The sequence below is a fragment of the Kineosporiaceae bacterium genome (genome assembly GCA_016713225.1).
Lineage (GTDB): Bacteria > Actinomycetota > Actinomycetes > Actinomycetales > Kineosporiaceae > JADJPO01.
In genome coordinates this window covers 791886-806860 of the sequence record JADJPO010000003.1, presented here as the reverse complement: position 1 = coordinate 806860, position 14975 = coordinate 791886, and the positions used below count along the sequence as shown (strand labels likewise).

The following is a 14975-nucleotide window of genomic DNA, read 5'->3' as shown; positions in this document are numbered from 1 at the left end:
AACACTCCTGTGGGGGGGCTTGCCATGCAGAGCACGTCAGCATCGAAGCGCGACGGCCCTTCTGCACCGTCCGGGATCGAGCTGCGGGGGGTCTGCCGGCACTTCAACGTGGGTGGCAGCCTGGTCAAGGCTCTCGATGGGGTCGACCTCTCCATCGATCGGTCGGCGTTCGTGGTGATCCTGGGGGCCAGCGGGTCCGGCAAGACCACTCTGCTGAACCTGATCGGTGCGCTCGACGCGCCAACCGCGGGGCGGATCACGTTGGCCGGCACGGAGATCAGTCACGCGAGTCGCACCGAACGCGCCGTGCTGCGACGCACGACCGTCAGCTTCGTCTTTCAGACGTTCAACCTCTTCCCCGGGCTGACCGCGTTGGAGAACGTCCAGTTCGGTGCGGATGTGGCCGGGCACACCCATCCCGTGGAGCGTGCCCGAGAGATGCTCGACCTGGTCGGGCTCGGTGCCCGGGCCGGTCATTCCCCTCACCAGCTCTCCGGCGGTGAGCAACAGCGCGTGGCGATCGCGCGCGCCTTGGCCACCGGCAACCCGATCCTGCTGGCGGACGAGCCGACCGGCGAGCTGGACTTCCGCACGGGCGTGGCCATTCTCGAGCTCTTGCATCGGCAGGCGGAGACGGGCACGACAGTCGTGGTGGTCACTCACAATCGTGAGATCTCGCGGGCGGCCGATCGGGTCGTGGAGTTGTCCAGCGGGAGAGTGACGAGCGACGGGCCGCCGATGGGTGGGCGCGCCGACGTCGCCGCCCTGCGTTGGTGACGCGAGGAGGACGCGATGCGACGTCTGTGGTGGCGCTGGTCGCTCCGCGATCTGCGCCGCAGGTGGCTCCTGGTGGCCACGATTGCCGCCATCATCGGCGTCGGCACGGGCACCTATGCCGCACTGCTGGGCACCAGCGAGTGGCGGCGCCGGTCCAACGACGCCAGCTTCGCCTCTCTGCAGCTGCACGACGTGCAGATCCGGCTCGCCCTGGGCACCGCGGTGGCCGAGGGGACTCTGGCGGGTGTTGCCCAGCAGATCCCGCATGCCACCGCCATTGCCGGGCTGCGCGAGCGGCTCGTCCTGCCGACACAGTTCGCGGCGCCAGGCGGCCTGCTGGCCAGCGGCGAGCTCGTCGGGTCGGCGCTCGGCGCGCCGATCGACGGCGTCTCCCGCCATGCGGGCAGGAGCCTGACGGCCGCGGACGACGGCCTGCCCCTGCTGGTGATGGAGCGGGCCTTTGCGGAGGGTAACGATCTTCCCGTGACCGGGGAGGTCGACCTCTCCGGCGGCGTGCGCGCGACCTATGTGGGCCTTGGCCAGTCCCCGGAGTACTTCATACTGTCGGGGGGGCAGGGTGGGCTGCCGTTCATGAGCCAGGCGTCCTACGGCGTCGCCTACACAACCCTGCATTCCGCTCAAGCCATGACCGGATCACCCGGCAAGGTCAACGACCTCGTGATCCGGCTCACGGACCCCGGTTTGGCGCGGACCGTCCGAGCGGAGCTGGAGGCCCGCCTGTCGACCGACGCCCCCGCGGTGGTGGCCGACGTGACGCAACGCCGCGACGTGGGCGCCTACCGAATCCTCTACGACGACATTGATGCCGACGAGCGGCTCTGGCGCGTTCTGGCTCTGCTGATCCTGCTCGGAGCCGCCTTCGCGGCCCTCAATCTCACCGTCCGGGTGATCGAGGCCATGCGTCGTGAGTTCGGCATCGGGATGGCCTTGGGGGTGCCGGATCGGGTGCTGGCCGTGCGGCCGTTGCTCTTCGGCATCGAGGTAGCCCTGATCGGCGTGGTGGTCGGGCTGGCCGTGGGGTGGGCGCTCGGGCTGCCGCTGCGCTCGCTGTTCACCACCATGGTGCCCCTGCCGATCTGGATCACTCCGCTGCAGGCCGGGGTGTTCGCCCAGGCCGCCCTGATCGGCTTCCTGTTGCCGTTCGCCGCAGTCCTCTGGCCGGTGTGGCGGGCAGTTCGCGTGCAGCCCGTCGAAGCGATCAAGGTCGGTCATCTGGCGGGCCGCCAACGCCCCCGTGCCGGAGCGTTCGGGCGGCTGCACCTTCCCGGGTCCAGTTGGCATCAGATGCCGGTGCGCAACCTCGTCCGTACTCCGCGACGGACCCTCATGACCGTGCTCGGCGTGTCAGCCGCGATCACGGCGCTGGTCACGACATTCGGCTTCCTCGACACCTTCACCGCCACGTTGGACGCGTCCTCGGACGAGACCCTGCGCGTGGCACCGGATCGGCTGGTGGTGTCGTTGCGGACGTTCGAGACCGCGGACGGGCCCACCCTTCGCTCGATCAGGGCACTCCCCCACGTCGGATCCGCCTCCGCAGCGGTGCTGCTGCCGGTGACCGCAGCACCCGCCTCGTCACCGGACGCAACCAGCATCGACCTGATGGTGCAGACCATCCCGGCCGACGCTCCCTGGGTGCCGCGGCTCTCGGGCGGCTCCTTGAAGGGCGGCATCGTGCTCAGCCGCAAGGCCGCTCATGATCTGGGCGTCTCGATCGGGCACCAGGTGATCCTGCGCCATCCGAGGATCACGCCCGGAGGGCTCACCATGACCCGGTCCACGCTCCGGGTGGCCGGGCTGCATCCCGACCCGGTGCGGGGCAACGCCTATCTGCCCGCGGGCGAGGACTCGGTGATCGTCAGCCCGGGGCTGGTCAATGTCGTGACGGTTCGACCCGCCACCGGATACGCGGTCGACGACGTCCGACGCGCCGTGCTCGGACTGCAGCAGGTCTCGGCGGTGCAGACTGCCCGAGCGGTCGTCGACGCCATGCGCTCGTCCCTGGATGAGTTCCTGGGAGTGTTGCGGGTTGCCGGTGCGGTCACGTTGCTGCTCGCCCTGCTGATCGCCTTCAACACCGCCAGCATCGGCATGGACGAACGTTCGCGGGAGCACGCCACGATGATGGCCTTCGGGCTGTCGGCGCGAACCGTGTTGGCCATCGCGACCATCGAAGCGGCGATCATCGGCGCGATGGGGACGCTGATCGGCATCGTGGGCGGGTATGGCGTGCTGGCCTGGGTTACCAGGGCGATCACTCCTGGCGTGCTGCCAGAGATCGACGTGACCGCCGCCTTGAGCGCTGGGACGGTCACCGGCGCCATGGTCCTCGGCGTGGCGACGGTTGCCCTGGCTCCCGTCCTGACGCTGCGCCGGCTGAGGCACATCGACATCCCGACCACGCTGCGGCTGGTCGAGTGAGACCAGCTGGGTCAGGTGGTCTCTGCGGGCGGCTCGTCGCCGGTGAGCGTGTCGTGCAGCCCGGGCCGTGCGTCGTCCACGGGCGGGACGTCGGTGGTCGGGTCGTCCGGGGTGAGCAACCGCTCGAGCAACGGGCCGGCCAACCGCCGGAACGCGCGCCGTGGCCGCTGCCGATCGAGGATCGCCACCTCGAGCTGCCCGGCGCCCAGGGTGCGTGGCGCACCGCCGGCCGGGTCACGGGCGAGCAGCGACACGGCGAGGGTGAGCGTCTCCGAGAGCGTCATACCGGTGCGCCAGGATTCCTGCAGACCGGTGGTGATCTGCTCGGCCTGGCCGCCCATGGCCACGAAGGGGCCCTCGTCACCGACCGAACCGTCGTAGGTCAGCCGGAAGATCTGATCCCCGTCGGGGTCGACCCCGACCTCGGCGACGGCGATCTCGACCTCGAGCGGCTTGGGCTCGGTGGTGAACACCGCACCGAGGGTCTGGGCATAGGCGTTGGCCAGGCCCCGGGCGGTGACGTCGCTGCGGTCGTAGGAGTAGCCGCGCAGGTCGGCGTAGCGCACGCCGGCCACCCGCAGGTTCTCGAACTCGTTGTACTTGCCCACCGCGGCGAAGGCGATCCGGTCGTAGATCTCGCTGATCTTGTGCAGCGAGCGGGACGGGTTCTCGGCGACGAAGGCGATTCCCCCGTCGTAGCCGAGCACCACCACCGGGCGACCCCGGGCGATGTTGCGCCGGGCGTAGTCCGCCCGGTCCTTCATGATCTGTTCGGGCGAGGCGTAGTACGGCGGCATGCTCATGCCCGGGTCCTCCGCTCCCGCTCGGCCAGCAGGTCGTCGACCTGGGCTGCCAATTCGTCATCCGCGACCCGGGTGTAGCCGGCCTCGGTCACCTGCGCCACGACCGGGTAGATCCGACGGCGTTCGTCGGGGCCGCCGGTCGCCGAATCCTCGTCCGAGGCGTCGATCAGTGCCTCCAACGCCACCCGCACGGCGCCCGCGGCGTCCAGGTCGTCGCGCCAGCCGCGCTTGAGTGCCCCCTTGGCGAACAGCGACCCCGAGCCGACGCTGTGGTGGGCGCGCTCCTCGTAGCGTCCGCCGGTCACGTCATAGGAGAAGATGCGCCCCACGCTGCGGTCGATGTCGTACCCGGCGAACAGGGGCACCACGGCCAGGCCCTGCATGGCCATGCCGAGGTTGCCGCGGATCATCGTCGCCAAGCGGTTCGCCTTGCCGTCCAGGGACAGCAGCGCACCCTCGATCTTCTCGTAGTGCTCGAGCTCGACCTGGAACAGCCGCACCAGCTCGATCGCCACCCCGGCCGTCCCGGCGATGCCGACGCAGGAGTACTCGTCGGCCGGGAGCACCTTCTCCATCTCGCGGTGGGCGATCAGGTTGCCCATGGTCGCCCGCCGGTCGCCGGCCATCACCACGCCACCGGCGAAGGTGAGCGCCACGATGGTCGTCGCGTGCGGGACCTCGGGCATCACTCCCTCACCACCCCGCCCGCCGCCGAACGCTCGGTGCCCGGGGAGCAACTCGGCGGCGTGCCGGGCGAGGAAGTCGGTGAAGGACGACGACCCTGGGGTCGTGAAGGCCATGGGCAACCGCCCGTCGGCTGTGTCGAAACCGCTGGGTGCCACGATGGGTTACTGCCCGCCCTTCTGCACGAATCCCTTGACGAACTCCTCGGCGTTGGTCTCGAGCACGTCGTCGATCTCGTCCAGGATCGCGTCGACGTCGTCACCGGAGACCTGCGACTGAGGTGGCGGGGGTGGCGCAGCCGCGTCGTCCGGCTCGTCCCCACGCCCCGAGGGGGTCTTCTGCTCCTGACCGGCCATCTGCGGTCCTCCTCTGTGTGACGTTCGGGTCGTGACTCGATCCGTCTGACTCGATCCTAGGTGGCCAGGGCGTCCAACAGCTCGGCGGCGGTCGAACAACGGTCGAGCAGTTCGCCGACGTGCTCGCGGGTGCCGCGGTGTGGATCCAACGTGGGAACCCGTTGCAGGGCTCCCCGGCCGGGCACATCGAAGATCACCGAATCCCAGGACGCCGCGGCCACGTGTTCGCCGTACCGGGCCAGGCACCGGCCCCGGAAGTAGGCCCGGGTGTCCGGCGGTGGGGTGCCGACCGCCTCGGTGATCTCGTCGTCCGTCACCAACCGATCGACCAGACCGCGCTGCACCAAGCGGTGGTACAGCCCCTTCTCGGGCCGCAGATCAGCCCACTGCAGATCGATCAGTTGCAGTCGCGCGGCGTCCCAGGGCAGGTTCTCGCGCTGGCGGAATCCCTCCAGCAGGCGCAGCTTCGCCACCCAGTCGAGCTCACGGGCACAGCTCATCGGGTCGGTCTCGAGCCGGGTGAGCACGCTCTCCCACCGGGCGAGCACGTCGCGGGTCTGGGGGTCGGCGTCCGCGCCCTGGCGTTCGTCGACGTAGGAGGTGACCTGCTCGAGGTACATCCACTGCAACTGGACGGCGGTGGCGGTCGTGCCGTCGCGCAGCCGGAGAACGGTCTTCAGGCTCGGGTCGTGCGAGACGCTGTGCAGGCTGGTGACGGGGCGCTCGACGCCCAGGTCGCGGGTGAACCCCTTCTGCTCGATCAGCTCGAGCACCAGCGCAGTGGTACCCATCTTGAGGTAGGAGGCCACCTCACAGAGGTTGGCGTCACCGATGATCACATGCAGCCGCCGGAACCGGTCTGCGCTGGCGTGCGGCTCGTCTCGGGTGTTGATGATCGGCCGCTTGAGCGTGGTCTCGAGCCCGACCTCGACCTCGAAGAAGTCGGCCCGCTGACTGAGCTGGAACCCGCTGCCGGTGCCCTCCTGGCCGCGGCCGACCCGACCGGCACCGGCGAAGACCTGGCGGGAGACGAAGAACGGCGTCAGATAGCGCACGATGTCGGCAAACGGGGTGTCGCGGCGCATCAGATAGTTCTCGTGGGTGCCGTAGGAGGCGCCCTTGTTGTCGGTGTTGTTCTTGTAGAGATTCACCGTGCCCAGGCCGGGGTTGGCCGCGATCCGGCGCACCGCCTCGAGCATCACCCGTTCGCCCGCCTTGTCCCACAACAGGGCATCGCGGGGGTTGGTCACCTCGGGGGTGGAGAACTCGGGGTGCGCGTGGTCGACGTAGAGCCGGGCGCCGTTGGTGAGGATGATGTTGGCCAGGCCCGGGTCGTCCGGGGCGTCGGTGAGCTGGGTGGGGTCGGCGGCGTCCCGCGGGAACTCCCAGCCGCGGGCATCGCGCAGCGGGGCCTCGTCCTCGTAGTCCCACCGGGCGCGTCCGGCCCGGCTGCCCAGCGGGGCCGCGTAGGCGTTGACCACCTGGCTCGACAGCAGCATGGCGTTGGCCGAAGGGTCCCCCGGGGCCGAGACGCCGTACTCGGTCTCGATCCCCATGACCCGCCGCACGCTCATGACCCCACCCTACGAGGCGGGTGTGACAACCGCCCGGGACGAGCGAGTGGCCCTGCCGACAGCTCGGCACCCGCAGCGTGCTGACAGACTGGGGCGGTGAGCGATTCGTCCCCTGCCGTGGCCCCTTCCGCCCCCTCGACCCTCCCCCCGGGCGCTTCACCGTCGACCCGGCTGCCGGTCGCGGCGGTGGCCGATCTGATCAGCGTCGTGGTCTTCGTGCTGCTCGGCCGGCGAGCGCACGACGAGGGCACCGTGTTGACCGGCACGTTGACCGTCGCCTGGCCGTTCCTGACCGGGACGGCGCTGGGGTGGGCCGGCGTCCTGGTGCGCCGGGTGCACCCGGCCTCGATGCGTGCCGGAGTGGCGATCGTGGTGGCCACGGTCGCCGTCGGCATGACCCTGCGGCACCTCACCGGCGGCGGCGTCCAGGCCTCGTTCATTGCCGTGGCCAGCACGTTCCTGGCGCTGTTCCTGCTCGGCTGGCGGGCATTGGCCGCTCGGCGCCGCGTGTGAGCGAGCTCCGTTCGTGAGTGAGATCGTGAGTGAGATCGTGAGTGAGGAGCTGGTCGCGCTCTACGACCCGGATGATCCGGTCGGACGCGTCGTCGGGGCGGCCCCGCGCTCGCGGATGCGGGCCGAGAACCTGCCGCACGCGGCGTCCAGCATTCTGGTGCGGCGCAGCGACGGGCGGATCCTGGTGCACCAGCGCGCGGCGACCAAGGATCTGTGGCCCAGTCGGTTCGACCTGGCGTGCGGCGGGGTCGTCGCCGCCGGCGAGAGCCCGCTGGACTGCGCCCGGCGCGAACTGGCCGAGGAGGTCGGCATCGAGGGGGTCGAGCTGCGGCCGCTGCTGACCACCTGGTACCGCGACGAGCGCACTCATGGCCTGGTCTTCCTGTACGAGACGACGTGGGACGGCGAGGTGCACTTCGCCGACGGCGAGGTCGCCGAGGCCTGGTGGCTCGACCCGGCCGAGCTGGACGCCTGGCTGGCCGACGAGAACCGGGTCTTCGTGCCGGACTCGAGCATGCTCTACCCCATGATCGGCGATCCGGTGGCCGACGACGGCCCGTGGCCGGTCGGGGCCACGGTGCTCTACCGATTCGGGCGGTTGGGGCGGTCCTCGTTCGTGCGGCCGGCGACGGTGATCGCCGACGGCCCGGACGAGTTGGTGCTCTGGATCACCGAGGGCACCGCCACGGTGCGCGAGGTGCACCGGGACGGTCGCGACCTGCGCGAGGCCTCGTTGGCCGAGCGGGCCACGGGGCCGCGGCGCCGGGTCGTCGGGCAGTGGCGCAGTCACGGCATCTACGTGCGGATCCCGGCCCGGCCCACCGGGTGGGCGGTGTGGCACTTCTTCGAGGCCGACGGCCGCTTAAGCGGCTGGTACGGCAATCTCGAGGCAGCGCAGATCCGCCGCCGGACCTGCCGGGGCACCTATCTGGTCGACACCGCCGATCATGCCCTGGATGTCTGGGTGCCTCGTCCGGACTCCCCCGCATCACCCCTGCAGCCGCAGTGGAAGGACGAGGACGAGTTCGCGGCGTTCACCGGCCTACCGCATCGTTGGCCCGCCGAGCAGGCGTCGGCGATCCGTGCCGCGGGCGAACGCTTCGGCGCGCTGGCTCGGGCCGGTGCCCCGCCGTTCGACGGGTGCTGGACGACGCCGCCCGCCGAGACGGTCGCCGCCGCGCAGCTGCCCCCTGATTGGGATCTGCCCCACATCGCCGGGCCGTGAACCCTCTGGGGTGATCCGGGTCGACTTGTCGGCGAAACCTACGATGAGGGCGTGTCGACCCGATTGCCCTCGCGGCTGCCTACGCTGATCACCGTGTTCGTGCTGGCCGCCGGCGGGCTCAGTGGGTGCACGAACGATCAGCCCACGGGGATCGAGGTGGGTGCGGTCGAACGCGCCACGGTGACCGAGGTGGTGGAGGCTCCGGCGACGTTCACCGCCCGGGCCAGCGCCTCGGTCAGCTCGCCCGCCGCGGCGACGGTGGTGAGTCTCACGGTCCGCGATGGCCAGCGGGTCAGCGCCGGTCAGGAGTTGCTGCGGCTGGAGAGTCCCTCGGCGCGTAGCACGTTGCAGCAGGCCGAGCAGGCGGACGCCGCGGCGTCCGCCTCGGGGCGGGTGAGCCTGCCGCGGGTCGATCTGTCGCTGGTCGATCAGGCCGACCGGACGGCGGACGCGGCCTTCGCCCAGACCAGCAAGGCGGCCGACGCCCTGCCCGAAGGGGCCTTGCGCAGCGCGACGCTGGCCCAGTTGGCGGCGGCGCGGGCCGACCATGCGGCCGCTCAGCGCGCTGCCCGGCAGACCATCGGCCAGCTCAACGCCGGGCTGGGCAGTCTCGGTCGGCTCGCCGCCTCACTCGCCCAGGCGCAGCGGGCCCAGACCCGTGCCGCGGTGATCGCTGCGCAGGCTGCCGTGGAGGCACTCACCGTCCGGGCGCCGATCTCGGGCACGGTCACCTTCGGTGGGGCCGCGCCGTCCGGTACCAACTCGGGGGCCTCGGGTGGCTCGGCAGGCACCGACCTCTCGGCGGCCCTCGACCAGGTGCCCTCCAGCCTGCGGGCACAGGCCCAGTCGCTGGTGGGGGGTTCGGCCGGCTCGAACGCCTCGATCGTCACCGATCTGGCGGTCGGCACACCGGTTTCGGCCGGGTCGGCCCTGCTCACCGTGACCGATGTCTCCGAACTGGGCCTGAGTGCCTCGATCGACGAGACCGACGTCGTCATGGTGCGGGTCGGCGTCACCGCCGAGATCGAACTCGATGCGCTGCCCGGCATGCGCTACCCCGCCGTCGTGCGCTCGGTCGACCTGCAGCCGACCACCTCGGCCCGGGGCGGGGTGACCTATCAGGTGCGGCTGCGCCTCGACCCGGCCGGGCCGTCGCGCACCGGCCTGCGCCCGGGCATGTCAGCCGTGGCACGACTGAACGTCCGAACCGCCGAACAGGCGATCTCGGTACCCGCCGCGGCGGTGTTCCGTGACGAGAGCGGGGACGCCGTGTGGCTGGTGAACGACGGCGTGGCGCAGCGTCGTCCGGTCACGTTGGGTGCGCAGGGCGCCGAACGGATCGAGATCGTCAAGGGGCTCGCCGTGGGCGACCGGGTGGTCATCCGGGGCGCGGACAAGGTCGGCGCCGGGCAGCGGGTCACCCCGTGAACCAACCGCCCGCCTCGACGGCCGCTGGGTTGGCCGCTGGGGTGGCGGCTGGGGTGGCAGCGGTGGAGGCGATCGACGTCCGGCGGACCTACCGGGTCGGCACGGTCGAGGTGCAGGCGCTGCGCGGGGTCTCGTTGCGGGTCGCCGCGGGCGACTACGTGGCACTGATCGGGCCGTCCGGGTCGGGCAAGTCCACCTTGATGCACCTGCTGGGGCTGCTCGACCGGCCGACCTCGGGGCAGCTCATGGTCAACGGTCGCGACGTGCGCACCCTGGACGACGACGGGCTGGCAGCACAGCGCAACCGCACCATCGGGTTCGTGTTCCAGGCGTTTCAGCTGCTGGCCCGCACGACGGCGGTCGACAACGTGGCGCTGCCGCTGATCTATCGCGGGGTGGCACGGCGCGAACGCCGGGAACGCGCGGTCGCGGCGCTGGAGTCGGTTGGCCTGGGGCACCGGCTCGATCACCGGCCCGCCCAACTGTCCGGTGGTGAGCAGCAACGGGTGGCGATCGCGCGAGCCCTGGTCGGTGACCCGGCGCTGCTGCTCGCGGACGAGCCGACCGGCAACCTCGACACCGCCACCGGAACCGAGGTGATGGCGATCCTGGAACAGCTCAACCGTGAGCGGGGGGTCGCGGTGATGCTGGTGACCCACGACCGCGAGGTCGCGGCCCGCGCCCGCCGCCAGGTGCGGATGCGCGATGGCCTGGTGCTGGACGACGTGGCAACCGACGGCGCGGTGCTGGACGTGACGGCGCTCGACGACACCGCACGCGACCGGGGCGGGGAGTCGGCCTCGTGAAGCTCGGGGAGGCCTTCGCCTCGGCACTGACCGCCCTGCGTGCCAACCGGTTGCGCAGCGCGCTGACCATGCTCGGGGTGATCATCGGCGTGGGCGCGGTGGTGATCCTGGTGGCGATCGGCAGCGGCGCCAAGCGTGAGGTGGAGCGCCAGGTCGAGGGGCTCGGATCGAACCTGATCCTGGTGGTGCCCGGGCAGGTGCAGTTCGGCTCGGCCCCGGCGCTCAGTCGGCTGCAGCTCGAGGACGTCGCGTTCCTGGGCCGGGTGGTGGGCAACCGGGACGCCGTGGCCGCCACCGTGTCGTCCGGCGAGCAGGTGCGGGTGGGCAGCCGATCGGTGTTCGCCACCGTCAACGGCACCACCGAGACGGTGCCCTTGGTCTTCGACCGGCCGCTGGCTCGCGGTCGGTACCTGTCGGCCGGGGACGTCGAGACCCGCCGGCGGGTCGCCGTCCTGGGGTCGCAGACCGCGCGCACGCTGTTCGGTGATGTCGATCCGGTGGGACGCCAGGTCACCGTGGCCGGGGTGCGGTTCCGGGTGATCGGGGTGTTCACCGAGATCGGTTCGACCTTCGGGGTCAGTCGCGATCTCGAGGTGCACGTGCCGGTCACGGCGGCGCAGCGCCTGTTCGGGGTGGACCGGATCGACGCCCTGGCGGTCAAGGCGCCCAACCTCGACACCATCGACGCGCTGCAGTCGAGGATCATCGCCGCGCTGGGCGACAAGTACGAGGGCGAGACGTTCTCGGCGGTCACCCAGACCCAGATCCTGGGCACCGTCGGCAGCATCCTCAGCCTGCTCACCGTCGTCCTGGCGGCCATCGCCGGCATCTCACTGGTGGTCGGCGGGGTGGGGGTCTCGAACATCATGCTGGTCTCGGTGCGGGAACGAACCCGCGAGATCGGCCTGCGCAAGGCGCTCGGGGCGCGGCAACGCGACGTCCTGGCCCAGTTTCTGGTCGAGGCCGTGGTTCTGACCACCATCGGCGGCGTGCTCGGGATGGGCCTGGGGGTGGGCGCCGCCCTGATCGCCGACCGCTTCACCGAGTTGCCCGCCGAGATCGCCTGGTGGTCCCTGGCCCTGGCGTTCGGCGTCTCGGTGGCGGTCGGAGTCTTCTTCGGCGTCTTCCCCGCCCGCCGGGCCGGCGCCCTGGAACCCGTCGAAGCCCTCCGCACCGAGTAACCACCCCACCACACCCCCAAGCCCACCCCCAAACCCATCCCCAAACCCATCCCCAAACCCGCTCATGCTCCGCAGGTGACTGCTCATGCTCCGCTGGTGACGCCGATTCGGGGCGGCAACGGAGCATGGACGTGTCACCTGCGGAGCATGAGCAGGTTTGTGAGCAGGTTAGTGAGCAGGTTTGGGAGCGGGTTCGACGGGTGGATCAGAGGTATTGGCCGGTGTTGGCGACGGTGTCGATGGTGCGGCCGGGCTCGGTGCCCTGCTTGCCCTGGATGATGGTGCGGATGTAGACGATCCGCTCACCCTTCTTGCCCGAGATCCGCGCCCAGTCGTCGGGGTTGGTGGTGTTGGGCAGGTCCTCGTTCTCCTTGAACTCGTCCACACAGGCGATGAGCAGGTGATCGAGCCGGATCCCGCGCTGGCCGGTCTCGAGCAGATCCTTGATCGCGGTCTTCTTGGCCCGGTCGACGATGTTCTGGATCATCGCGCCGGAGTTGAAGTCCTTGAAGTAGAGGATCTCCTTGTCGCCGTTGGCGTAGGTGACCTCGAGGAACTGGTTCTCCTCGGTCTCGGTGTACATCCGCTCCACGGTGCGCATGATCATCGCTTCGACCGTGGCCGCGGCGGCCCCGTCGTTGGCTGCCAGATCGACCGGGTGCAGCGGCAGGTCGGTGGTCAGGTACTTGGAGAAGATGTCCTTGGCCGCCTCGGCGTCCGGACGCTGGATCTTGATCTTCACGTCCAGCCGGCCGGGACGCAGGATGGCCGGGTCGATCATGTCCTCTCGGTTCGAGGCACCGATCACGATCACGTTCTCGAGACGCTCGACCCCATCGATCTCGCTGAGCAGCTGCGGCACGATCGTGGTCTCGACATCGCTGGACACCCCGGATCCGCGGGTGCGGAACAGCGAGTCCATCTCGTCGAAGAACACCACGACCGGGGTTCCGTCGGAGGCCTTCTCCCGGGCCCGGGCGAAGATCAGCCGGATGTGCCGTTCGGTCTCACCGACGTACTTGTTGAGCAGCTCGGGACCCTTGACATTGAGGAAGTAGCTCTTGGCCTCTTTGAGCCCACGCGCCTCGGCGGCCTTCTTGGCCAGCGAGTTGGCCACCGCCTTGGCGATCAGGGTCTTGCCGCAGCCGGGCGGGCCGTAGAGCAGGATGCCCTTGGGCGGCTTGAGACCGTGCTCGCGGAACAGGTCGGGGTGCAGGAACGGCAGCTCGACGGCGTCGCGGATCTGCTCGATCTGCGATGCCAGACCACCGATGTCCTCGTACTCGATGTCCGGCACCTCTTCGAGCACCAGCTCTTCGACCTCGGCACGCGGCACCTTCTCGAAGATGAAGCTCGACCGCGGGTCCATGGTGAAGGCATCACCGACGCGGAGCTTCTGGCCGATCAGCGGGCCGGCCAGGTGCACCACGCGCTCCTCGTCGGCGTGAGCCACGACCAGGGCTCGGTCGTCGTCCAGCAGCTCCTTGAGGATCACGATCTCGCCGGTGCGATCGAAATCGCGCGCGGCGACCACGTTGAACGCCTCGTTGAGCATGACCTCCTGACCGGGGTGCAACGTGTCCAGGTCGATCGAGGGACTCAACCCGACGCGCATCTTGCGCCCCGAGGTGAAGATCTCGACCGTTCCGGCCGGCCCGTCGTCGTCGGGCTCACTCAGGGCGACGATCACCCCGAACGTGTTCGGCGGCTGGGCCAGCCGATCGACCTCGGCCTTGAGCGCCACGATCTGATCGCGGGCATCGCGCAAGGTGGAGGCCAATCGATCGTTCTGAGATGCCAGCTGCGTCACCTGCGCCTGCAACCGGGCCACCTCGGCTGCACCACTCGACGGATCCGATCCAGACGACTCGTCGTTCCTGCTCATCGCGGGCACCTCCCGTCGTTGCTCGTGGAGTCGATTCGACCCTAACCCCGATGTCCGACGGGCCGCCTCACGACAACGCGGAGATCCCGCGAGACATGCCTGGTCGTCTCGTTCGTCGTCGCCATTGCCGAGAAACGACCATAACCGCCCGGCCTGTGGCACCTCCAGGGCCGGGAACCACAGCGCGCTGTGTCGTAGCCCACGGACGCCGGGTGGCGGGTCGGACCCTGGCGCCAGGGCTCAGGCCGGCCCCGCCTCGTCGGCCGGTTGCACGGCACGCACCGTCCGACGCACCTTCTTGGTCGATACCGGACGTTCGCCGACATCGGCAGCGGACCACTCGCCGTCCGAGGCCCACTCGTCCCAGGCCGCCTCGGTCTCGGCTGTCGCCTCGCGCGTCGTGCCGGCCGGACGCCGCCGGCGAGGTGGTGCGGCGACCCCGTCGGCCATGCGTCGGCTCGTCATCAGGAAGCCGGTGTGCCCGACCATACGGTGTTGCGGTCGGACGGCCAGTCCCTCGAGGTGCCAACCGCGCACCATCGACTCCCAGGCGGACGGCTCGGTGTAGCCGCCGTGACCGCGCAGTGCCTCGGCCAGCCGCGACAACTGGGTGGCGGTCGCCACGTAGCAGACCAGCACTCCCCCGGGAGCCAACACGCGGCCCACGGCGTCGAGACACTCCCAGGGGGCGAGCATGTCGAGGACGACGCGGTCGACCGGTTCGAACGACTCCTCCTCCAACCAGGACGTCAGACCCTCCACCAGATCGGCGACGGTGAGGTGCCAGGCCGGATGCGCGGTGCCGAAGAACGCCTCGACATTGGCCCGGGCGATGGTGGCGAAGTCGGCGCGGCGTTCGAACGAGTAGACCCGGCCGCCGTCGCCCACGGCCCGCAGCAGCGACATGGTGAGCGCTCCGGAACCCACCCCCGCCTCGACCACTCGCGCGCCGGGGAAGATGTCGCCCATGGCCACGATCTGGCCGGCGTCCTTGGGATAGACCACCGCGGCACCCCGCGGCATCGACAGGACATAGTCGGCGAGCAACGGTCGCAGCGCGAGGTAGTCGACGCCGGCGGTGTTGCGGACCACCCAGCCCTCCGGACGCCCGATCAACTCGTCGTGGCCGAAGAGCCCACGATGGGTGTGGAACTGGCTCCCGGGGTTGAGGGTGATGGTGTGCAGCCGGCCCTTGGGGTCGGTGAGTTGTACTCGCTCCCCGGCTCGCAACGGCCCCCGCCGACCCGCAGCGCCGGTCGGTTCCGTGGAGGTCATGGCCGGGGAGTCTAGACCGCCCGTCA

The 14975-nt window shown here is 70.4% G+C and carries 13 protein-coding genes; 7 read left to right on the top strand and 6 right to left on the bottom strand.

From position 1 onward, the window contains the following. Positions 1–24: 24 nt before the first annotated feature. Positions 25–777 carry an ABC transporter ATP-binding protein gene (locus tag IPK24_14740; GenBank protein ID MBK8076782.1) on the top strand — a complete coding sequence of 251 codons (753 nt, stop codon included), beginning with the start codon at positions 25–27 and terminating at the stop codon, positions 775–777. A 15-nt stretch (positions 778–792) separates the two neighbouring features. Further along, complete coding sequence (locus tag IPK24_14735) at positions 793–3219, top strand: ABC transporter permease (GenBank protein MBK8076781.1); 2427 nt, start codon at positions 793–795, stop codon at positions 3217–3219. 11 nt (positions 3220–3230) lie between these two features. On the opposite strand, the gene prcA is transcribed toward IPK24_14735, so the two are convergent. The 4 genes from prcA to IPK24_14715 are packed head-to-tail and all read right to left on the bottom strand — an operon-like array spanning position 3231 to position 6636. Next, positions 3231–4022: a proteasome subunit alpha gene (gene prcA, locus IPK24_14730; protein ID MBK8076780.1), complete on the bottom strand. Its 792-nt coding sequence runs from the start codon at positions 4020–4022 to the stop codon at positions 3231–3233. Then, positions 4019–4822 (bottom strand): proteasome subunit beta, encoded by an 804-nt coding sequence (prcB, locus tag IPK24_14725; protein MBK8076779.1) that lies wholly within the window; start codon positions 4820–4822, stop codon positions 4019–4021. The genes prcA and prcB overlap by 4 nt, the downstream gene beginning before the upstream one ends. Before the next feature lie 48 nt (positions 4823–4870). Further along, positions 4871–5062 (bottom strand): ubiquitin-like protein Pup, encoded by a 192-nt coding sequence (locus tag IPK24_14720; GenBank protein MBK8076778.1) that lies wholly within the window; start codon positions 5060–5062, stop codon positions 4871–4873. A 56-nt stretch (positions 5063–5118) separates the two neighbouring features. Next, a complete protein-coding gene (locus IPK24_14715) occupies positions 5119–6636 on the bottom strand; it encodes a proteasome accessory factor PafA2 (protein MBK8076777.1) in 1518 nt (505 codons plus the stop codon). 117 nt (positions 6637–6753) lie between these two features. Between IPK24_14715 and IPK24_14710 the strand changes: the two genes are divergently transcribed. The 5 genes from IPK24_14710 to IPK24_14690 are packed head-to-tail and all read left to right on the top strand — an operon-like array spanning position 6754 to position 11789. After that, on the top strand, positions 6754–7149 hold the full coding sequence (locus IPK24_14710) for a DUF3054 domain-containing protein (GenBank protein ID MBK8076776.1): 396 nt from the start codon (positions 6754–6756) through the stop codon (positions 7147–7149). A 13-nt stretch (positions 7150–7162) separates the two neighbouring features. Continuing rightward, on the top strand, positions 7163–8374 hold the full coding sequence (locus tag IPK24_14705; protein ID MBK8076775.1) for an NUDIX domain-containing protein: 1212 nt from the start codon (positions 7163–7165) through the stop codon (positions 8372–8374). A gap of 51 nt (positions 8375–8425) precedes the next feature. Beyond that, a complete protein-coding gene (locus IPK24_14700; GenBank protein ID MBK8076774.1) occupies positions 8426–9802 on the top strand; it encodes an efflux RND transporter periplasmic adaptor subunit in 1377 nt (458 codons plus the stop codon). Between the two features lie 41 nt (positions 9803–9843). After that, positions 9844–10608, top strand: coding sequence for an ABC transporter ATP-binding protein (locus IPK24_14695; GenBank protein MBK8076773.1), 765 nt, complete (start codon positions 9844–9846; stop codon positions 10606–10608). After that, positions 10605–11789 (top strand): ABC transporter permease, encoded by a 1185-nt coding sequence (locus IPK24_14690; GenBank protein ID MBK8076772.1) that lies wholly within the window; start codon positions 10605–10607, stop codon positions 11787–11789. The genes IPK24_14695 and IPK24_14690 overlap by 4 nt, the downstream gene beginning before the upstream one ends. Positions 11790–11994: 205 nt before the next feature. Here the strand turns inward: IPK24_14690 and arc are convergent, their stop codons facing one another. Beyond that, positions 11995–13674 (bottom strand): proteasome ATPase, encoded by a 1680-nt coding sequence (gene arc, locus IPK24_14685; protein ID MBK8076771.1) that lies wholly within the window; start codon positions 13672–13674, stop codon positions 11995–11997. A 240-nt stretch (positions 13675–13914) separates the two neighbouring features. Beyond that, a complete protein-coding gene (locus tag IPK24_14680; protein ID MBK8076770.1) occupies positions 13915–14949 on the bottom strand; it encodes a tRNA (adenine-N1)-methyltransferase in 1035 nt (344 codons plus the stop codon). Positions 14950–14975 lie beyond the last annotated feature (26 nt).